This window comes from Bradyrhizobium barranii subsp. barranii, from assembly GCF_017565645.3.
GTDB lineage: Bacteria > Pseudomonadota > Alphaproteobacteria > Rhizobiales > Xanthobacteraceae > Bradyrhizobium > Bradyrhizobium barranii.
In genome coordinates this window covers 5160355-5181695 of sequence record NZ_CP086136.1, presented here as the reverse complement: position 1 = coordinate 5181695, position 21341 = coordinate 5160355, and the positions used below count along the sequence as shown (strand labels likewise).

Below are 21341 nucleotides of genomic sequence, written 5' to 3'. Positions count from 1 at the left end.
CACATATACGGGACGCCACTGAGGGCGCGACGTAAAGGGACTCACACCCATGGCTGACCGCTTGGTCCGCAATTCCAACTCACTGCGTGCTGTGTCGGCTCCTGACTGGGGGCACGGCGCAATCGAGCCAATGCTGCCGGCGCTGTTGCGCGGCGTGATCTTCATCTCGGTGCTGGCCGCACCGTTCGTCGCGGCCCTTCTCGCAGGCTGACACCATCATGCATCACACCAGCGAAACTCCGCGCCGCCCGTCGGTGCTGCACATCTTCAAGGTCTATTATCCCGACCTGTTCGGCGGCACGCTGACGGTGATCCGCGACATCTGCGCCAGCCTGAAGGACAGCTTCGCCTCCACCGTGCTGGTCTGCTCGCAATCGGCCGAGCGGCGCGAGATCGTCGTCAATGACGTGCCGGTCGAGCGCGTCCGCTCATTCGGCAATGTCCTGTCGCTTCCCGCCGCTCCTACCTATCCCTGGCGGCTCTGGCGCAAGATCGCCGAGCACGATTTGCTGGCGCTCCATGCCCCCTTCCCGCTCGCCGACCTCGTTTTCGCGTTCGGCTTCGGCGCCAATCGGCCGCTGGTGGTGCACTGGCATGCCGACATCGTCACCCATGCCGGCCTGCGCTGGTTCATCGAACCGTTGATGCGGCGGACACTGCGCCGGGCGAAAGCGATCATCGTCTCGGACCATGCGTTGATCGAGAACACGCCGTTGCTGCGGGAATTCGTCGACAAATGCCACGTCGTGCCGTTCGGCATCGACACCTCAGGGTACGACTGGCCGAAGATCGAGCCGCACCACGTGAACGATCGCGGCCGGCTCGTGCTCGCCTGCGGCCGGCTCGTGCCCTACAAGGGCTTTGACGTCCTGATCCGCGCGGCCGTCAACCGCAAGTTCGAGGTCTGGATCATCGGCGAAGGCACCGAGCGGCCGCGGCTCGAGCAGCTGATCCGCGAACTCGGCCTCGGTGACCGCGTCCGCCTGCTCGGTTCGGTGAACGACTGCGAGCGCATCAAGCTGATGTGCCTGTCCGACGTCTTCGTCATGCCGTCGGTCACCAATGCCGAGACCTTTGGCCTGGTCCAGCTCGAGGCCATGGCCGCCGGCCGCCCTGTCGTGAACACGGCGCTCGACACCGCGGTGCCGCGCGTCGCCCGCCACGGCATGGAGGCGATCACGGTGCCGCCGGGTGATGCCGAAAAGCTCGGCGATGCCATCGACACGCTAATCAGCGATCCCGAGCGCCGCCGCCGCATGGGACTGTCAGCCCGGACGCGCGCCCTCACCCGCTATTCCGCCCCAGCCTTCAGAGAAGGCATGCAGGCCGTCTACCGCGACGCCGTCACCGCGTCGTGCAAGGAACCCGCAACCGCCGCCGAGCCGCCGCAGGCGACCGGCTGGCTGGACACCGTCCGGATCGCGGCAGCACTGGCCTGGTCGGACATGCGCCACCGCTACGTGCGTTCGCTGCTCGGCCCGTTCTGGATGTCGCTTCAGATGGCTATCGTGGTCGCAGTATTGGGCTCGGTGATCGGCCAGATGTCGAACGCCGACATGCTGGCGCGCCTGCCGATGCTGGCGCTGTCGATGACGGCCTGGACCTTCCTCAACAGCGTCGTGCTCGATGCGACCACGGCGCTTCAGAATTCCGCGAGCCTGATCCGCGACCGGGCGCTGCCGCCGGTGATCTTCCTGCTGCAATGCACCTTCCGCCAGGCGCTGTTCGCGCTGCATAACGCCTGCGTGCCGCTGGTGCTGTGGCTGATCCTCTCGCCCCACGACCTCTCTCACGCGCTGGCGGCGCTGCCCGGCCTGCTGCTGTTCATAGCCTGTACCTTCGCCTTGAGCCTCGTCCTCGGCGCGACGGCAACGCGCTATCGCGACCTCAAGCCGATCATCGAATCCACGCTGATGCTCGCCTTCCTCGCCTCGCCCGTGATCTGGTCCGCCGAGATGATCAATCACCGCTCGACAGTGATGCGGCTCAATCCGCTGACGCATCTGTTCGCGGTGTGGCGCGAGCCGCTTGCCGGCGGCCATATCGATCCCGCCAGCATCGTCTACGTCCTCATCACGCTGGCGCTGCTGATCTTGGCGAGCGTGCTAACGCTGGTCCACCTGCGCAAAGCCGCATTCTGGATTTGACGCATGGTCTCGATCAGCCTGCACGACGTCTGTCTCGACTATCCACTCTACGGCGCCTACGACTTCTCGCTGAAGCGGCGGCTGCTCGGCCACCTCATCCGCGAACGGGGCGAGATGCGGATCATCCGCGCCGTCGACAACGTCTCGATCGAGGCCGAAGCCGGCGCCCGTATCGGGCTTGCCGGGCCCAACGGCTCCGGCAAGTCGACGCTGCTGCGCCTGATCGCCGGTGTCTATCCGCCGAGCAGTGGCCGCGTCACGGTCCGGGGCAACGTCGTCCCCCTGCTCGGCCTGAACGCCGGGGTCAATCTGGACTTCGTGGCGGAGGACAACATCGCGCTGCTGCTGCGGATCAGCGGTCGCAGGCCCACACGCAGAGTGATCGACGAGATCTGGGCCTTCACCGAGCTCGAAGCGCGCATGCAGCGCCTGCCCCTGCGGATGTTCTCCTCGGGCATGCTGATGCGGGTGTTGTTCGCGACCGCCACCGCTTTCCCGGCCGACATCCTGCTGCTCGACGAATGGCTCAGCGTCGTCGACGAGCATTTTGCGGAGAAGGCCGAGAGGCGGCTGCAAAACCTGGTCTCGCAGGCGGCGATCGTGATCATCGCCTCGCACGACCTGCCGCTGCTGCGCCGCACCTGCTCCAGCATTATCAACCTCGATCACGGCCGCATCGCCTCGACCATCGCGGTCGAACCATCAGCCACGCACGCCTTTGAGCTCCGAGAGAAACGCGCATGAAACAGAACATCCTGGTCGTGTCCGAGTCGCTCGGACAACCCAATCACAAGCGCGGCATCTTCCACTTCACCCGGGAATTGGTACGGTCGCTCGCGTCGGAAGGCCACGAACTCACCTTGCTGGTGGAAACCTCGAAGCGTTACCGCAAGCTATGTCGGCGCGAGCGACGCACGAAACTATTTCCGGCGCAGTCGCGCAACATCGAGCTGCTCGCTCTTTATCGCTTCCTCGACGAGGTCAACGTGAGCGGACCGGTGATGCTCAGCGGCGCGCGTCGCAGGTTCGACTGGCTCCGCCACAAGGCCACCATGCTGCTGTCGCGGGACAATATCCTCTGCCTCCTGCGCGCGATCGGCCTGCTTGGCCTGCACGCCCGGCTGATCGAGAACCGGACCGCCGCGCTCGAATACATTCCGCCGGATATGCGCCATCTCGAACTGTTCAGCGAATTCCAGCTCGAGCCCGGATTCTTCAACTATCAGGACTCCTCGGCCTTCTTCCTGCTGCCGCCGCCGCGGATCGACGCGCGTGACTATGATCTCATCGTTGTGGACACCCCGACGCGGGTCGCGATCAGGCGCAAGCCGAACGCCAAGGTGATCTGCGTCGTCCACGATTTGCTGCCGCTCACCGACCTCAAGCTCAGCGACATCGCCACGCGGCAGTTCCTGGCGCGGATCGGCACCAGCCTGCGCCAGGCTGACGAGCTCGCCTTCGTTTCAAACTATAGCATGATGCGGTTCAGGGAACTGTTGCCGCAATTTGCGCACCTGCCGGCGCGGGTCGTGTATCCCCGCACCCGGTTCGACGCCCCGGATGTCCTCCACCTCCCAGCCCTGTCGGGGCGTCCGGGGCGGCCGAACTTCGTCATCATCGTGTCGAACGAGCCGCGCAAGAACGTCGCCACCGTCATTCGTGCCTTCCGCAACGTCCCTCAGGCCGATCTCGTGGTGATCGGTCATGCGGGCCAGATCAGCCGGATGCGCAACCTGCCGCCAAATGTCCGCTTCGCCGGCTATGTCGACGAGCATGAAAAGGCCGCCATGATCGCGGAGGCGCACGGGCTGATCATGCCGAGCCTGGCCGAAGGCTTCGGCATACCGATCATCGAGGCGCTGGCCGCGAACACGCCAGTGCTGTGCTCCGATATCGCGGTGTTCCGTGAGGTCGCGGGCGAGCTCGCCGACTATTTCGATCCGTTCTCGATTGAGGCGATCGCAGCTTCAATCACCCGCGTGCTGACGCGGCAGGAGGAATGCCGCGGCCGCATCCGCGCGAGGCGACACGAGCTCGCCGAGCGCTTCGGCTACGAGACCCAGGCGCGCGACTTCCTCGGGCATGAGATGCCCCGGGAAAGCCTGGCCGCCGCGCAATAAGCGTCGTTGAGCATGACTGCTGAAGCCGCGGTATCGTCCGGCCCGGCCGGTCGACTAGCCTTGCGCGCCCGATGGCAAGCCATGGGCCAATCGCCCGCTCTGATCGGAGCCGCCGATGTGCTCGCCGTGCTGATCGCGGCGTCGCTGCCTTGGTCGACCACAGCGCCTTCGATCTTCGTCGGGCTCTGGCTGCTGGTGGTGACGCCGACCATCGACTGGCGCGACTATGGACGCCAGCTCGCGCGGCCTGCGTTCGCCCTGCCCTTTGCCTTCCTGCTGCTCGCGCTTCTCGGCACGCTCTGGTCGGACGGCGCGTGGGCCGACCGGTTGCATGCGATCAAGCCGGTCGCAAAGCTCGTGCTCATTCCAGCACTGCTCTATCACTTCAGCCGATCCGAACGCGGTTTCTGGGTTTTCCTTGGCTTTCTCGCATCCTGCGCGCTGCTTGCAGTCTACTCCTGGATCGTGCTGCACGATCCCGCCTGGAAACTCACCGCGACCGCGTCGGCCGGCGTTCCCGTCAAGAACTACATCGACCAGAGCCAGGAATTCACGCTGTGCGCCTTTGCGCTCGCGCTGCCGGCGTTGACCTTCTGGCGCGGTGGAAGCGTGGTCGCGACAGCCATCTGTCTGGCATTGATCCTGCTGTTCGTCACCAACATGGTGTTCGTCGCCTTCGCGCGCACGGCGCTGCTGTGCATCGCGGTGCTGCTTGGCCTGCTCGCCTGGAGGCATTTGAGCCGGCGCGCGGCGCTGGTCCTGCTCGCGGGCACAATAACCGCGAGCGCGCTGGCCTGGACGACCTCGCCCTATCTGCGCCACCGCATTGCAGACATCGCCGTCGAATACCGCCACGGCCATGAGGACATCAGCCGAGCCTCGACCGCCCAACGCCTGACCTATTGGCGCAAGGCTCTTCACGCCGTTGCCGAGGCGCCCCTGAGCGGTCACGGCACCGGGTCGATCAAGCGCCAGTTCGAGCGCGCCGCCACCGGTGGAAGCAGCCTCGATGCGGAGATCGTCAGCAATCCCCACAACCAGACCCTCAATGTCGCGATGCAATGGGGCGTACTCGGCGTCGTCCTGCTCTATACGATGTGGATCGCCCACCTTCGCCAGTTCCTGGACGAAGGCCTTGCGGCCTGGATCGGGCTCGTGGCCGCCGTACAGAACATCGCGAGCTCGCTTCTGAACTCGCATTTGTTCGACTTCCACGCGGGGTGGACGTATGTGCTCGGCGTCGGCGTCGCCGGCGGCATCGTGCTGAAAGCGAAAGCCGGACCGCATTTGCATTATGAGATCCGCATCGAGGGTGAAGCGCTCGATTCGCAGAAATTTCTGCGCGCCGGCGTGCGGCTCAGCGCCGACTAGGCCTTTTACTCCGCCGCCACGCAAGCCGCCTGGGGGGGAGCCAGCGCAAAGACGCCGAAATCGGGCACCACCATTTCGAGTTCGCGGCGATAGCTTTCGTAGCTGAGGGCTCCCGGCCGAATGAAGCCGAGTTGAAGCGTGTGATCGACCACACGCCTGAGAACAATCGGAGCGCTCGCCGGCGTAAACTGGGCGCCACCGGGATTGGACAGCGTCGTGATCAGACCGCGTGCGGGCTCGTTTCTCTTATCGGGACGTGACACCATGATCAGACGTATCGCTCCCTTTTCGAGGGTGACGAAGTTCAGGAACGGGCGTCCATCCGGGATGTAGACACGGCCCCTCTGCGTGTGCCCGGCATCAACACGTTCGCGTTCCTCGAACATGAGACAGGACTCGGTTTCGTCCCAATGAATGCCGATGATGTAGGCACTGATGATCTCGGGGTTGGAGAACGCGGGCCTGAAGCAGACGTAGTCCCCCTCGAAGGCCTCCACTCCCGCGCGATCGCGGTAGCCAAGATCATCGGCGACGTCGAACCTAGACGTCGCTGGCGGAGGTTCGAGTCCGCCGGCAATCGACGGCGCATCATGCAATGGAAACTCCTTGTGCGGACTGGTGGCTATCCGCTCAGCAGTGACGTTGCGTATGCGCTCGGACTCATTGAAGACCGCGAGGACCATGCCGCCGACGATGAAGCCGGTTAAGCCAGAGCTTAACGCCACCAGTTGGATCGCATCCTGCGGATGTACATAGAACAGAGCCAGTACTTGCTGGCCGATCATATGTGCGACCAGCCACCCCGCACAGGTCAGCGCGGCGCCGTTCGCGAGAGCCCCGAGGGCCGCCACGCGGTACCAGCTCATCCGCGAACATCCCATGTAGGAACAAATGAGCCCGAGGGAAATCGTACAGATGAAAGGCGTGATGACGCCGTATAGCCGCTCGATGAACTGCCTAAGAACGTCCTGATATCCTCCTCCCTGCATCAGGGCGGACACTAGTGGAATGCCGATCCGGAGCCCAATCGACAGCCCCACGACGACGAGACCGGCGACAACCAACTCGGCGATAGGCGGATATCCGGGTGTGTTGCCTTCCTTGCGTCCGATGAAGCGTTGCGCCACGACGATCGCGCCCAGGACTGCGAAGCCGATCGAAGCGCCGAACGTGACCGCAATCGTCAGCACCTTGCCGACGTCGATCGGAAGTGTTCCCGGCATGAACACCATCATGCCAATGCTCCAGGCCGTCACGAGGAAGATCGTTGTCGCCCATTGATCCAGCCCAAAGGTCGGCCCCGGACTGTAGGCGAAGCCCATCCTCGCTAGCCGCTGCAATCGGCCGCTATGGGTCCGTTCGCAAAACAGGACATAGCGAGATACGAGGCCGCAAGTGAGGTTGGTGACCTCAGCAATGTTGCGGTTCAAAGCGTCCTTCAATTCCGGGGTTGGAAGCGACGACGTGAAAAAGGCAAGACCGGCGTGCATCATCTCTTCGTAACGGGCATCCGCACGAGCCGCCACCGCGTCGCCCAATTGCATGATCATGGCGTAGGCGGATCGGCCATAGCCATTTCCGGTGAAGTCGAGTGCCGCGGCATTCTGCCGGGGTCCGACGAACAGGTTGTAAAGGCCGATGGCTCTTGTGAAGCGGTCGGGAAGAGTACCGTCCCTGCTGAAACTCAACGCTTGCGGACCGATATTCTCCGAAACGATTTTGGTCACCTTGCTTCGAAGGTCGTCGCGCGGGACGAAACCCGTGGTTTGCGCGAGTTCAAATGCGAGTCGGTCGGCTTCACGCGGAATGGCGGCCAATCTGACACAAAATGCGCGCGCGGCCCGGTCGATCCGTGCCACCTGCCGGAATTGCGAAGCGACGACGATGATGAGCACGGCCACGATCGGAGCATATTGAGCCAGTTGCGCCTGCGCCTTTGGATCTACCGCCTTCACCTGGCCGACGATGAAGTCGAACCCGATGCTGCCCTGGACGAGTCCGATCATGACGACCAGCCAGAGCGGTATCATCAGGGCATAGTAGAATATCACCCCCCAGAAGAACAGCGCGAAGGTCGTACCGGACCGATTGGTGGGCGGAGAGTTGAAGCGAGCCCAGGCAACGACAAAGAGTGCCAAGATCGCAATAATCCATTGGCTCTTCGTAACGATCGCTTCAATGATGTCCATGTTACGCGCTCCCACATAGCAGGCGACGCTTGCATGAATGGCTCTGCCCTCGCCGAGGCAGGGCACAATTCAGATCAGGGACATCGTGGAGACGCAGCGCGCGTCGACACAGGTGCCCGAACAATAGGGAAGACTACGCTGGGCCGACCCGGCTGCAATGTGAAGTAGAACACACCCGGGAGGACATTTCTTTAGCGGAGTTGGACACCGCGACCGCTGTTGGTCACATACAACCGAACTACGGACTCCGCTCGTGGCCGACCTCGCCGGTGATGACGTCGCCGAACAGCTCCCAGGCCTGCCCGTTGAAGCGCATCAACTGCATCTGCTCGATCGGGAAATAGTCGTCGGTGGAGGTGTTGACCATGATGCCTGGCAGCATCAGATCAGTGTGGAAATTCTTCAGGCTAGTGGCCTGCTTCATCACGTTCTCACGGGTGAGATTGTCACCGCACTGCTTCAACACCTGCGCCATCGCCTCGGCCTGCACATAGCCGTAGATGTTGTTGGCGTTGGCCTTGTCGCCATCGAGATAATATTTGTCCATGAATTCGCGCCACTTCACCACCGCCGGGTCCTTGTCCCAGGTCGGGTCGGTCGGATCCTTCAGATAGACGGTCGAGATGATATCCTTGGAATAGTCGAGCCCGGCGGGCTTGAGCACCGAGGCGACCGAGGTCGCGGTATTGGCGAGAAAGAACTTTGGTTTCCAGCCGAGCTCGCCGACCTTCCGGATCGCCTGCGCCGATCCCTTCGGGGCGGCCCATGAGAAGAAAATGTCGGCGCCCGAGTCATGCAGCGCCACGATCTGCGAGTCGATCGAGGGATCGCTGACCTCATAGGACTTGTCGGCGATGATCATGCCGGCCTTGTCGCCGAGCCCGTCCTTCAGGCCCTTGAACTGGTCCTTGCCGGCGTCGTCGTTCTGCCAGAACACGGCGATCTTGCTGTTGGGGAAATGATCGCGGATATACTTTGCGTAGATCCGCCCCTCGCTCTGGTAGTTCGGCTGGAAACCCATGGTCCACGGGAAATTCTTGGGGTCCCCGAACTTGGTACCGCCGGAGGCGACGAAGAGCTGCGGCACCTTCTTGACGTTCATGTATTTCATGATCGCCGAGTTCGAGGGCGTGCCGAGCGGCTGGAAGATCAGCAGCACCTCGTCGCTCTCGACCAGCTTGCGCGCCTGCTCGATCGCCTTCGGCGGCGAATAGGCGTCGTCATAGCTGATGAAGTTGATCTTGCGGCCGTTGATGCCGCCCTGGTCGTTGATCATCCTGAAATAGGCGGCCTCGGTCTTGCCGATCACGCCATAAGACGACGCCGGCCCGCTATAGGGCATGATGTTGCCGATCTTGACTTCGGTGTCGGTGGCGCCGGGATCGTATTTCTTCTGCGCCAGAGCCGGTGCCGTGACGAGCACGCCGGCAGCAAGAATGGCGAGGGCAGCAAGGCTTTCGCGACGACCCGGCATCGTTCTCTCCCCTATGTTTTGTAGTCTTGTTTTGCGGAGAGTGTCGCAAGGCCGTTCGCCGCTGGCAAGCGCCGCGATTTTCCGCGCCGTGAAACGACGGACCCCGAACTTACGCGGTGCGCCGCAGCAGTCTCAGCGCGCGCCCGTCGATCACGAGCAATGCGCTACCGATGACGATGGCGCCCGCGATCTCGCGCGCGGAGATCGGCTCACCCAGCACCAGCCATCCCAGCAGGATGGCGGTGACGGGAATGAGCAGAGTCACCAGCATCACGTTGGTCGCGCCCGAACGCCGAATGATCTGAAAGAAGACGATGTAGGCGAGCGCCGTAGATAGGGCGGCCAGGCCAAGCACCGCGAGCCAGGTCGTGAGACCCGGCATCGAAAGGTGCCACGGCTGTTCCATAGCTCCGGCGACGACCGCCATCATCACAGTCGATGCCATCAGCTGAAACGTCGCCGTTCCCAGCGGAGGCGCGTCCTTCAGTAGCCTCCGCGCGGCCAGCGCCGCAAAGCCATAGCTGAACGCGCCGCCCAGGCAGAGCAGGATGCCGAGCCCCTGCCCCGGCCTCGTTTCGATGCCCCATCCGCGCAGGATGATGACGCCGGCGAGGCCGAGCGCCACGCCGGCCACCCGACGCATCTGCAGGGCCTCTTCGCCGGCCGCCGCCATCACCATCACCGTGAAGAGCGGCGTGGTCGCGTTCAGGATCGAGGCCAGTCCGCTCGGAATGAAGGTCTGGCCGAGCACGATCAGCGAGAACGGGATGACGTTGTTGAGCAGCCCGATGGCGACGAACGGCTTCCAGCCCGTCACTCCCTTGGGAAGCCCGATGCCCTGCATCCGGAGCAATGGCAGGAGAATGGCCGCCCCAAGCGCGACGCGCAGGAATACCAGCGTCAACGGCGGCAATTCCCGCAGCGCCGCGCCATTGAAGAAGAACGATCCGCCCCAGAGAACCGAGAGCACCGCGAGCAGCGACCAGTCTCGCGCGTCGATCCTGTTATCGTTCGGGGACATGTTGCTTCACCTCGGCGGCCGAGCCTGCCGCCTAGAACGGCGCGAGACAGGCCGCCACCCGATTTCCGACAAATTTGCTCAGGAGGAGCGCCGCGAGCGGCCGTCACCGGCAATATCGGCGACAACCGCTCCAATCACCAGAACGCCGCCAATGAGCGCATGCACGGCGGGCAACTCCCGGAAGGCCACCCAGATCCAAAACGGCATCAGCGGCGTTTCCAGCGTCGCGATCAGCGAGGCCTGCCCTGATGGCAGCAAGCGCGAGCCGAGCATGTAGAAGGTCAGGCCGAGCGCGACCTGGAGGCAGCCGAACATCGCGAGGATCGCAAGGCCATTGCCGCCGACATGGGCGATGTCGTGGGCGAAGGGAAGGCTGACGAGGCTTCCCATGAAGTTCGACAGCGCGGCCGCGGCCACCATCGACGTCTCGCGATGGCGCCGGACCACGACGGTCATGGCGGAGATGGCAAGCACCATCAGGCAGCTCAGCGCGACGCCGCCGAGATCGGCGCCGGCTTGCACACCGCCGACCGTGATGACCACGCCGGCAAAGGCAATCAGGCTCGCGGCCAGCGTACGCCACGTCGCGGCTTCGCCGAGCCACAGCCACGCCAGCACAGCCGCAACGAAGGGCTGGGTGGCGATCAGCACGGCGACGTTCATGACCTTGGTCATCTGAAGCGCGGGAATGAACGAGACCATGCCGACCGCGGACAAGGACGCGACGAGCAGGCCGCCCTTCCCCGGCACGACCAATTGCCACAGCGCAGCGCGACCCTGCATCACGACGAGAAAGACCGTGATCAGGCTGCCCGCGAACAGGCCTCGCCAGAACAGGATGGTCCAGGGGTCGAACGGCAAGAGGCGCGTGAAGAACGGCGCCGTGCTCCAGGCAACTGCGGCAGCGATGACGAGGGCAATGCCGAGACCGCGATCCGAACGAGGCTGCCCCATGTTGATGCGTCCAGCTAGGTCGGCTTCTTCGGCCGCGACACCAGCTCGATCATCTTGCCTTCATCGTCGTCGGGCATTGCGGCCTTCGCCTGCGCGTAGGACTCGACCGCAGCGCGCGAGACCAGCGGCTTGTCGGCGAGCAGGCTTTCGGCGAGCCTCACCGCGTAGGCGGCATCCTTGTGCCGCAGCGCCGCCGTAAACGTCGCGCCGCTGAAATCGCGGGCGACCATGCGCCTGGAGTGACGCTGCACCTGCGGGCTTGCCGCGACGCCGGCCTGGATCGATTCCAGCACCAGGTTCATGTCGAGCCCGGCCTGCTCGGCGATGGCGAGGCCTTCGGCAAGGCCCGCGATCTGGATCGCGCCCAGGAGATTGTTGATGAGCTTGTAGACGGTGCCGGAGCCGACCGCGCCGAAATGGCGGATGGTCGAGCCGATCGGTTCGAGAAACGGCCGCGCACGTTCGAGATCAGCTGCGTCGGCGCCGGCGAGCAGCGTCAGCTTTCCGGCCGCTGCCGCATCCGGCAATCCCGTCACGGGGCAGTCGATGTAGATCAGCCCGCGCGCGTTCAGTTCGCGGCCCATCTCGCGGGCGTGGTCATAGGAGACGGTGGAGCACTCGATCGCAATGGTGCCGGCCTTTGCCGTCTTGGCCGCGCCCTCGGGCCCGAGCCAGACCGCGCGCGAGGCGTCGTCGTCGGCGACCATGGTCACGACCGCATCGGCATCGATCGCGGCATCCTCAGGCGAGGTCGCCCAATGCGCACCGCGCGCGATCAGGTCCTCCGCTTTTGCCTTGCTGCGATTCCACAGCGTCACCGTGAAGCCGGCATCGAGATAGCGCCCGGCCATGCCGTGGCCCATCCGCCCCAACCCGATGAAGGCGACGCGGGACATCAGTCGACGTCCTCGATGTCGGCGCCGGTGGTGCCGAAGGCGCGCTGCGCCAGCGTTGCGGCCATGAAGTCGTCGAGCTCGCCGTTCAGCACGCCCGACGTGTCGGACGTCTGCACGCCGGTGCGCAAATCCTTCACCATCTGGTAGGGCTGCAGCACGTAGGAGCGGATCTGGTGACCCCAGCCGATATCGGTCTTGGCGGCCTGGTCGGCGGCAGCCTTCTCCTCGCGCTTCTTCAGCTCGATCTCGTAAAGCCGCGCGCGCAGCATGTCCCACGCCTGCGCCCGGTTCTTGTGCTGGGAGCGGCCGGCCTGGCAGACCACGGCAACGCCGGTCGGAATATGCGTCAGGCGCACCGCGGATTCGGTCTTGTTGACGTGCTGGCCGCCGGCGCCGCCCGAGCGCATGGTGTCGACGCGGACGTCGGCTTCCTTGATGTCGATCTTGATGCTGTCGTCGATGACGGGGAACACCTGCACGCTCGAAAACGAGGTGTGCCGCCGCGCGTTGGAATCGAACGGCGAGATGCGCACCAACCGGTGCACGCCCGCCTCCGTCTTCAGCCAACCATAGGCGTTGTGGCCCGAGACCTGGATCGTCGCGGACTTGATGCCGGCCTCTTCGCCCTCGGACTCTTCGAGGAATTCGACCTTGAAGCCGTGCGTCTCGGCCCAGCGCGTGTACATGCGCAGCAGCATCTGCGCCCAGTCCTGGCTCTCGGTGCCGCCGGCGCCGGCATGGACTTCGAGATAGGAATCGAAGCGATCGGCCTCACCCGACAGCAGCGCCTCGAGCTCGCGCCGGGCGACTTCCTTCTTCAGGTTCTTCAGCGCGGTTTCGGCCTCAGTGACGACGCCGGCATCGCCCTCGGCCTCGCCGAGCTCGATCATGCCGATGTCGTCTTCGAGCTCCTGCTCGACCTTGCCGATGCCCGAGAGCGAATCCTCAAGCGAGGTGCGCTCCTGCATCAGCTTCTGGGCTTTCTGGGGATCGTTCCAGAGGTTGGGATCTTCTGCGAGCTTGTTCAGCTCAGCGAGGCGCGCCGTCGATTTCTCGACGTCAAAGATGCCTCCTCAGCAGCCCGACTGACTGCTTGATCTCTTCTACCAACCGTTCGATTTCGGCGCGCATGTTGTTCTCTGATCTCGCGGAATCCCGCGTGCATTGGAGCTGGGATGTAGCGGCGGCGGCTGCAAAGCGCAACCGCCGGAACCGCGATCGTCTGTCTTATCCGCTAGTACAGCCCGCCGGTGCCCGGCCGCATGAAGAAGCCGGAATCCGGCTGCTGCTGCTGCGACGCCGGCACGCCGCCGCGCCCGTCGGCATCGGCGACGCCGATGACCGAGTAGTTGTCCGGCGGCGCCGTGCCCGGCTTGAAGGCTTCGAGGATGGTTCCGCCGGTCTCGCCGGGACCAGCGCGCATACCGGTCTTGGAGACGACGCGCACGAGCTTGATGCCGGCCGGCACCTTGAACGGAACGGCGGGCTTGTCGGCGAGCGCAAGCTTGAGGAAGTCGCGCGCGATGGGTGCGGCCAGATGGCCGCCGGTCGCGGCGTTGCCCCTACCGAGCGCGCGCGGCTTGTCGTAGCCCATATAGATCGCGACGGCGACGTCGGGCGAGAAGCCGACGAACCAGGCGTCCTTGGCCTCGTTGGTGGTGCCGGTCTTGCCGGCGATCGGCTTGCCGACCTCCTTGACCACGGTTGCGGTACCGGCCTGGACCACGCCTTCCATCAGCTCGGTGATCTGATAGGCGGTCATGGAATCCAGCACCTGCTCGCGGCGGTCGATCAGCTGCGGCTCGGCCTGGTTCTTCCACCCGCCCGGCGCGTCGCAGCCGCGGCATTCGCGCTGGTCGTGCTTGAAGATGGTGCGGCCGTAACGGTCCTGGATGCGGTCGATCAAGGTCGGCTTCACCCGGCGACCGCCATTGGCGAGCATCGAATAGGCCGTGACCATGCGCATCGCCGTGGTCTCGCCGGCGCCGAGCGCGTAGGACAGATAGTTCGGCAATTCGTCATAGACGCCAAAGCGGCGCGCATATTCGCCGATCAGGGGCATGCCGATGTCCTGCGCGAGGCGCACGGTCACGGTGTTGAGCGACTGCCGCAGCGCGTTGCGCAGCGTGACGGGTCCCTGGAATTTGCCGGACGAGAAGTTTTCGGGCCGCCACACGCCGGCGCCCTGGCCCTGGTCGATTTCAATGGGCGCGTCGAGCACCACGGTCGAGGGCGTATAGCCGTTGTCGAGCGCGGCCGAATAGACGATCGGCTTGAACGACGAACCCGGCTGCCGGTAGGCCTGCGTCGCGCGGTTGAACTGGCTCTGGTCGAACGAGAAGCCGCCGACCATCGCGAGCACGCGGCCGGTCCAGGGATCCATCGCCACCATCGCACCGGACACTTCGGGGATCTGGCGCAGGCGGTACTGGCCTTCGACCGGCTGTCCTTCCTTGGTGTAGAGCGGATCGGCATAGATCACGTCGCCGGGCTGCAACACCTGCGCCACCGACGTCGGAGTCTTGCCCTTGGCGTTGCCCTGGGCCGCCCTCGCCCAGCGCACGCCGTCGACCGTGACGATGCCGGTCTCGCGCTGCTTGCTGATGGCGCCGCCGAGCTCGCGGTTCGGCTGGAAGCCGATGCGCGCGGACTGGTCGCTGGTCTCCAGCACCACCGCCATGCGCCATGGCGAGATGTCGGAGAGCGACTTGATCTCGGCGAGCTTCACGCCCCAATCGCCCGAAATATCGAGCTTGCTCATGGCGCCGCGATAGCCCTGCTGCTCGTCATAGTTCACGAGGCCGGCGACCATGGCCTTGCGCGCCATGACCTGGATCTTCGGATCGAGCGTGGTGCGGACGGACAGACCGCCCTCATAAAGCTTCTTCTCGCCGTAGCGCTCGAAGATGTCGCGGCGGACTTCCTCGGCGAAATATTCACCGGCGAAGGTGTGAGCGCCGTTTGAACGGTTGGTGACGGCCAGCGGCTCCTTGCGCGCCTTGTCGGCATCGGCCTGCTTGATCCAGCCGTTCTCCAGCAGACGGTCGATCACGTAGTTGCGGCGCTCGATGGCGCGATCGCGGTTGCGGACCGGATGCAGCGTCGCGGGCATCTTCGGCAGCGCGGCGAGATAGGACGCTTCAGCGACCGTCAGCTCGTTCACCGACTTGTCGAAATACACCAGCGAAGCGGCCGCGATGCCGTAGGCGCCGAGGCCGAGATAGATCTCGTTCAGATACAGCTCGAGGATCTTGTCCTTCGAGTAGGTCTTCTCGATGCGCATCGCCAGCAAGGCTTCCTTGATCTTGCGGGCGAAGGAGACCTCGTTGGTCAGAAGGAAGTTCTTGGCGACCTGCTGGGTGATCGTGGAGGCGCCCTGCGGACGCCGGTTCGAGCCGTAGTTCTGGATGAAGAGCACGCCGGCGCGCGCCATGCCGGTGTAGTCGATGCCGCCATGCTCGTAGAAATTCTTGTCCTCGGCCGCGAGGAAGGCGTTGATCACGAGCTTCGGCACCGCCTGGATCGGCAAGTACAGCCGCCGCTCCTTGGCGTATTCGCCGAGCAGCGAGCCGTCGACCGCGTGCACGCGGGTCATCACCGGCGGCTCGTAATCCTGAAGCTGAGAGTAGTCGGGCAAGTCCTTGGAGAAATGCCAGATCAGGCCTGCCACGGCCCCGACACCGACAAGGAACACCACCGTTCCCGCGGCGAACAGGAAGCCCATGAACCGCACCAGCAAGCGCATTATATGTTTATCCGTTCAAACTCTGGATCAGCTCAAGGCACCCAAAACAGGCGCCAACTCCACGTCGCGAATTTACCGGCCTACTCAATTACATCAGTGCCGGACCAAGACGCTTGCCGAACGGGATTCTCGCCGATTCCGGAACCCCCTGCGGCATTTTTATAAAGCGCCCGCTGTGGCCAAACTAGGGCTTTTGCAACGGGACGGAAAATCCCTCTCAATTCGACGACCCCCGGTCGTCAATTCGACGAACCCCCGGTCGTCAATTTGACGATCCGGCCGTGGCCATCCGCTTGGTCAGGAACCCGTCGATCGCCTGCGCCATCGAGCCCACGGCCTTGGACCGCCACCCCTCCGAGACCAGATGCTCGAGGTCGCCCTTGTTGGAGACATAGCCGATCTCGACCAGCACCGACGGCACGTCCGGCGCCTTGAGGACCCGGAAGCCGGCCGACTTCAGGGGATGCTTGTGCATCCGCACGGACGACTTCATTTCGCCCATCAACAGGCGGGCAAAACGGCTTGAAAAGGTACGAGTTTCCCGCTGGGTGAGGTCGATCAGGATGTCGGCGACGTCGGTCGGCTCCTCCGCGAGGTTGAAACCGGCGATCGCGTCCGCCCGGTTTTCCGCATCCGCCAGTCGCTGCGCCTCGGCGTCGGAGGCCTTGTCGGACAGCGTGTAGATGGTCGCGCCCTGCGCATCGCCCTCGGCCTTCGGCAGCGCATCGGCGTGAATCGAGACGAACAAGGCGGCCTTGAGCCCGCGGGCGACTTTGACCCGGTCGTTGAGCGGAATGAAAGTGTCGTCATCCCGTGTCATCACCACGCGGAATTTGCCGGTCTTGTCCAGCTGGTCGCGCAGCGCCAGGCCGAAGGCCAGCACCAGGTTCTTCTCGCTCTCGCCGCCCGACTGCGTGCCGTTGTCGATGCCGCCATGGCCGGGATCGATCACGACGATCGGGCGCCCGTCGGCCTTTTGCTGCCCGGCTTCCGGAGCTGCGGCGGCCGGAACCGTTGCCGGCGGCGCGTCGGCGATTGCGGGCCGCAGTTCGGGACGTTTCTCGGGGACGAGCGACTGCACGAAGGCGGCACGGTCGACCTCCTCCAGCTCGAGCACGAGCCGGGCTGGCTGGCCATTGGCGGCCTCCAGCACGTAGGACTTGGCGATCTTGGCCGGGCCTGTCAGATCGAACACGATTCGCGAGCCGCCGGGCATGACCAGCCCGTAGCGGAAGGCCTTGACCAGTCCCCGCCCCTCGACCCCGGTGCCCGCGGGCAGTTGAAAATTGACCTGGGGCACATCGACCACCACCCGATACGGGTCGGCGAGCGTCACGGCGCGGAATGTGACGGCCTGATCGATGTCGAGGATGAAACGGGTCTGCTTGCCATCGCCGGCCAGCCGGGCGGCGGACGCGGTTGGAAAATTCGCTACCGCAACAGAGGGTTGCGGCTGGCTTTCCGCCGCGCTCAGGCGCCAGGAATCAGCGCATACCAATGCTGCGGCGCACAGAAGCGCGCATCCCAGCAAAACCCTTTGATTTGTGCGGCTCGTCACCGATTCAGTGCCTCCGAGCGGCCCTTCTAACGCAATAGAACCACAGGGTTAATCGTCGCTTAATGACAGATATACGAAACTCCCCGACTGTGACCGCCGTGCGACGCTCCCTTGCACGGTTGGTCCATTCCACGTATGTACGGAGTGCTGACGGCCGATATTTCCGGTTGTGTCGCGTTCAGCCTCCCGGTGCAGCGCCGGAACTCTCAAGGTTTGGGAATTCCAGCGTTTTTCCGTTCCCCTCAAAGACCAGCGCGGTGCGCGGCAGCGAGGTGGAGCGGGTCAAGCCCCGGCGGCGGACGGTCCCTGGTTACCACCGCGTTTCCGGGACGGTTTTGACAGCGACGTGACTCGTTACCCGGTCCCTTAATCCCAAGGGAGCGGTTCGTAATCCCCAAGGCGAGCGCGCTCGCGCCATGCCTGGCCAGCAGCAACTGATTGAGGGGCGGCCCCGCCGCCCAATGTTTCATACGGGCCGACGCTTGATGCGCCAGACTGTGCCGACGAATTCTGAAGGACCGTTCGCGACGCTGCGGAGTGACAATCCCGCGCGCCGCTTCGGCCCTCCAGCTTCCGTTTCGGCAAGGCGCGAGAGACGGCGTTTCGGCCTTCCCCTCACCCCCGAATCAGGTGGACCGTCGCGGCACCCGGCAGCGCTAATCGCGCCCACGGTGAATCGCGCCCGCCGCCGCCAAGAGTTAAGACATGCCCAACAAGATGTTGATCGATGCCACCCACCCGGAGGAGACCCGGGTCGTCGTGGTCCGCGGCAATCGCGTCGAAGAGTTTGATTTCGAGACCGCACAACGCAAGCAACTGCGCGGGAATATCTACCTCGCCAAGGTCACCCGGGTGGAGCCTTCGCTCCAGGCCGCCTTTGTCGAATATGGCGGCAACCGCCACGGCTTCCTCGCCTTCAGCGAAATCCATCCCGATTACTACCAGATTCCGGTCGCCGATCGGCAGGCACTGATCGAGGCCGAGGAACAGGCCCATCGCGAGGCGGAGGAAGAGAGCGAGAACCGCTCCCACGGCCGCCGCCGCTCGCGCCACCGCAACTCCCGCCGCCGCAGTCAAGGCGAACGCGTCCGCAGCGACATCGTCGAGGGCCTCGAGGCCGGCGCCGACCCAGCGGCCCAGCCGGTCGAGAGCGACGCCCTGCACATCGAGGGTGCGTCGCACGAGGGCGAGCACCTGCACGCCGAGACGGAGCATCACGGCGAGCACGAAGGCCACGAGCATCAAGACCACGAACATGGCGATCATGATCACCACGATCATGACCACGAAGGACATGGTCACGACCATCATCATGCCAATGATGACGATCACCATCACGCCCACGGTCATGACGACCATGGTCATGACGAGCACAATCATCACGACCATGATCATGCCGACGAGACGCCCGCGCCTGTCGCAGCCGTCGGCGCCGAGCCCGTGGTCGCGACCGAGACCGCTGCCGAACCGCAGGAGGCTATCGCCTCCGAGGCCCATGCCGAGGCTCTCGCCGAAGCCGTGACCGCCTCCGCCGAACCGGCCGACGCCGTCTACGCTGCCGGCGAAAGCACTGATGCTCGTCATCACGAGTCCGATGAGGAAGACGACGAGGACGAGGACGGCGAGGAAGCCGAAGAGGAACACGTCGAATCCGTCGGCGGCGACGACGTGATGGAGGAAGTGCCGGAGCGCACCTTCCGCCCGCGCCGCCAGTACAAGATCCAGGAAGTCATCAAGCGCCGCCAGGTGATGCTGGTGCAGGTCGTCAAGGAAGAGCGCGGCAACAAGGGCGCGGCGCTGACCACCTATCTCTCGCTCGCCGGCCGCTATGCCGTCCTGATGCCGAACACCGCGCGCGGCGGCGGCATCAGCCGCAAGATCACGAGCGCCCAGGATCGTTCCCGCCTGAAGGAAGTTGTGCAGGATCTCGACGTGCCCGAGGGCATGGGCATCATCCTGCGCACCGCCGGCGCCGCCCGTACCAAGCCCGAGATCAAGCGTGACTTCGAGTATTTGATCCGGATGTGGGAGACGGTGCGCGACCTGACGCTGAAGTCGCAGGCCCCGACCCTGGTCTACGAGGAAGGCTCGCTGATCAAGCGCTCGCTGCGCGACCTCTACAACAAGGAGATCGACGAGATCTCGGTTGCCGGTGAGTCCGGCTACCGCGAAGCGCGCGACTTCATGAAGATGCTGATGCCCGCCAATGTCAGCGCGGTGAAGCAGTATCGCGACGGCCAGCCGCTGTTCTCGCGCATGGGCGTCGAGAGCCAGCTGGACGCGATGTTCTCTCCGACCGTGCAGTTGCGCTCCGGCGGCTACATCGTGATCAACCAGACCGAGGCGCTGGTCTCGATCGACGTCAACTCCGGACGATCGACCCGCGAGCACCATATCGAGGACACCGCGCTCAAAACCAATCTGGAAGCGGCCGAAGAGGTCGCCCGCCAGCTTCGCCTGCGCGACCTCGCCGGCCTGATCGTCATCGACTTCATCGACATGGACGAGAAGCGCAACAACCGCGCGGTCGAGCGCAAGCTGTCCGATTGCCTGCGGCAGGACCGCGCCCGCATCCAGGTCGGCCGCATCTCGCATTTCGGCCTGCTCGAGATGTCGCGCCAGCGCATCCGCGCCAGCGTGCTGGAATCCTCGACCGATCCCTGCCCGCATTGCGGCGGCACCGGCCATGTCCGCTCGGTTTCCTCGGTTGCGCTCCAGCTGCTGCGCGGCCTCGAAGAGATCCTGATGAAGGGCGCGACCCACAATCTCGTGGTCCGCACCCGCACGGACGTCGCGCTCTATGTGCTGAACCACAAGCGCGGCCATCTGCGCGACCTCGAGAATGGCTTCAAGGTCACGCTGGCCGTCATCGCCGACCCCAGCGTCAGCGGACCGCAGGCCTATCTCATCGACCGCGGCGAGCAGGTGCATACGCTGGAAGCAGCGAAGGCGCTGCTGGCGGCACAGGCCGCCGCAAGCCCGCCGCCCGTAGCCGAAGAAGTCTATGACGACGAGGAATTCGATCCGGAGCTGGAATCCGAGGTCGAGACCGAAGAAACCGAAGGCCTCGCCGAGGAGCAGGCTGGCGGCGAAGCGGCTTCCGACCAGGATGGCCAGCGCCGCAAGCGCCGCCGGCGTCGGCGCGGCCGCGGTGCCCCGCGCGACGGCGAGTTGCGCGAGGATGGCACTCCGACGTCGTCCGAAGCGACCGTGGCGGCCAGCGAAGGTGAAGAAGACGCCGAGTCCGAACAGGACGGCGAGGAAGGTGAGGACCAGGCGGCCCGCAGCGAGCAGCAGGGCAACGGCGATCGCCGCCGCCGGCGTGGTCGTCGCGGTGGACGCCGCCGTCGCGGTGGCAACGAGGAAGGTCTCGCCGGCTCCATCGGCGACGAGCTCGCGGCCAATGCACCGTCGGAAGCGACCGACGCCGTCGCCGATTTCGACAGCTTTGGCGGCGAGGCTGCGCCCTCGATCGCGCAGGCCGAACACACCGCCGCCGAGCCTGAGGTCAGCCAGCCCGAGCCGCGCGCCGAGGTGCAGATTGAGGCGCCGGCCCAGCCTGAGCCCGCTCCTGCCGCCGCGGACGAAGAGCCCGCCGACGACAAGGCAGCGCGTCGCCGCTCCACGGTCCGGGAAAAGGTGAGCTTCCTGTCGAGCAGCGCGAGCGAGCCGGCAACACCGGTTGCGGCAGCGCCGGAGCCGGTTGCCCCGCCCGCACCAGCCGCTGAACCCGCGCCGGAAGCGGCAACCGAAACTCCGGCCGCGCCGCGTCGCGCCGGCTGGTGGTCTCGCCGGTTCGGCGGCGGCGAGTAGGCGAACAAATCAGTTGAGACCGCCCGGCCAAACCGGGCGGTTTTGATTTGGCA

At 64.8% G+C, this 21341-nt stretch carries 14 protein-coding genes; 6 read left to right on the top strand and 8 right to left on the bottom strand.

The window, feature by feature from the left end; all coding sequences use genetic code 11:
- The first annotated feature begins 49 nt into the window (after positions 1-49).
- The 5 genes from J4G43_RS24740 to J4G43_RS24720 are packed head-to-tail and all read left to right on the top strand — an operon-like array spanning position 50 to position 5638.
- Positions 50-211, top strand: coding sequence for a hypothetical protein (locus J4G43_RS24740; protein WP_208086609.1), 162 nt, complete (start codon positions 50-52; stop codon positions 209-211).
- Between the two features lie 7 nt (positions 212-218).
- Positions 219-2147, top strand: a complete 1929-nt coding sequence (locus J4G43_RS24735) for a glycosyltransferase (RefSeq protein WP_208086608.1) — start codon at positions 219-221, stop codon at positions 2145-2147.
- A 3-nt stretch (positions 2148-2150) separates the two neighbouring features.
- Entirely contained in the window at positions 2151-2891 is a 741-nt protein-coding gene (locus J4G43_RS24730; RefSeq protein ID WP_208086607.1) for an ABC transporter ATP-binding protein, read from the top strand.
- Entirely contained in the window at positions 2888-4267 is a 1380-nt protein-coding gene (locus tag J4G43_RS24725) for a glycosyltransferase family 4 protein (RefSeq protein ID WP_208086606.1), read from the top strand. The genes J4G43_RS24730 and J4G43_RS24725 overlap by 4 nt, the downstream gene beginning before the upstream one ends.
- Before the next feature lie 12 nt (positions 4268-4279).
- On the top strand, positions 4280-5638 hold the full coding sequence (locus tag J4G43_RS24720; protein WP_208086605.1) for an O-antigen ligase family protein: 1359 nt from the start codon (positions 4280-4282) through the stop codon (positions 5636-5638).
- Between the two features lie 5 nt (positions 5639-5643).
- On the opposite strand, the gene J4G43_RS24715 is transcribed toward J4G43_RS24720, so the two are convergent.
- The 8 genes from J4G43_RS24715 to J4G43_RS24680 form a co-directional block, all read right to left on the bottom strand.
- The gene (locus J4G43_RS24715) at positions 5644-7827 is read right to left on the bottom strand and encodes a hypothetical protein (protein WP_208086604.1); all 2184 of its coding nucleotides are present in this window, start codon (positions 7825-7827) and stop codon (positions 5644-5646) included.
- A 238-nt stretch (positions 7828-8065) separates the two neighbouring features.
- Positions 8066-9301 (bottom strand): ABC transporter substrate-binding protein, encoded by a 1236-nt coding sequence (locus tag J4G43_RS24710; RefSeq protein ID WP_208086603.1) that lies wholly within the window; start codon positions 9299-9301, stop codon positions 8066-8068.
- Positions 9302-9410: 109 nt separating this feature from the next.
- Positions 9411-10322, bottom strand: a complete 912-nt coding sequence (locus J4G43_RS24705) for a DMT family transporter (RefSeq protein WP_208086602.1) — start codon at positions 10320-10322, stop codon at positions 9411-9413.
- A gap of 78 nt (positions 10323-10400) precedes the next feature.
- The gene (locus tag J4G43_RS24700; RefSeq protein WP_208086601.1) at positions 10401-11276 is read right to left on the bottom strand and encodes a DMT family transporter; all 876 of its coding nucleotides are present in this window, start codon (positions 11274-11276) and stop codon (positions 10401-10403) included.
- A 14-nt stretch (positions 11277-11290) separates the two neighbouring features.
- Positions 11291-12172 carry an NAD(P)-dependent oxidoreductase gene (locus tag J4G43_RS24695; RefSeq protein ID WP_208086600.1) on the bottom strand — a complete coding sequence of 294 codons (882 nt, stop codon included), beginning with the start codon at positions 12170-12172 and terminating at the stop codon, positions 11291-11293.
- Positions 12172-13303 (bottom strand): peptide chain release factor 2 gene (prfB, locus tag J4G43_RS24690; protein ID WP_100213929.1). Its coding sequence is split into 2 segments (ribosomal slippage): positions 12172-13233 and positions 13235-13303, totalling 1131 coding nucleotides; the frame shifts between segments, so codons are not numbered across the junction. The genes J4G43_RS24695 and prfB overlap by 1 nt, the downstream gene beginning before the upstream one ends.
- Positions 13304-13406: 103 nt before the next feature.
- Entirely contained in the window at positions 13407-15917 is a 2511-nt protein-coding gene (locus J4G43_RS24685; protein WP_014495579.1) for a penicillin-binding protein 1A, read from the bottom strand.
- A 262-nt stretch (positions 15918-16179) separates the two neighbouring features.
- A complete protein-coding gene (locus tag J4G43_RS24680) occupies positions 16180-17475 on the bottom strand; it encodes an N-acetylmuramoyl-L-alanine amidase (RefSeq protein WP_208086599.1) in 1296 nt (431 codons plus the stop codon).
- Positions 17476-18180: 705 nt separating this feature from the next.
- Here J4G43_RS24680 and J4G43_RS24675 point away from each other — a divergent pair.
- A complete protein-coding gene (locus tag J4G43_RS24675) occupies positions 18181-21288 on the top strand; it encodes an Rne/Rng family ribonuclease (RefSeq protein ID WP_208086598.1) in 3108 nt (1035 codons plus the stop codon).
- The last annotated feature ends 53 nt before the right edge of the window (positions 21289-21341 follow it).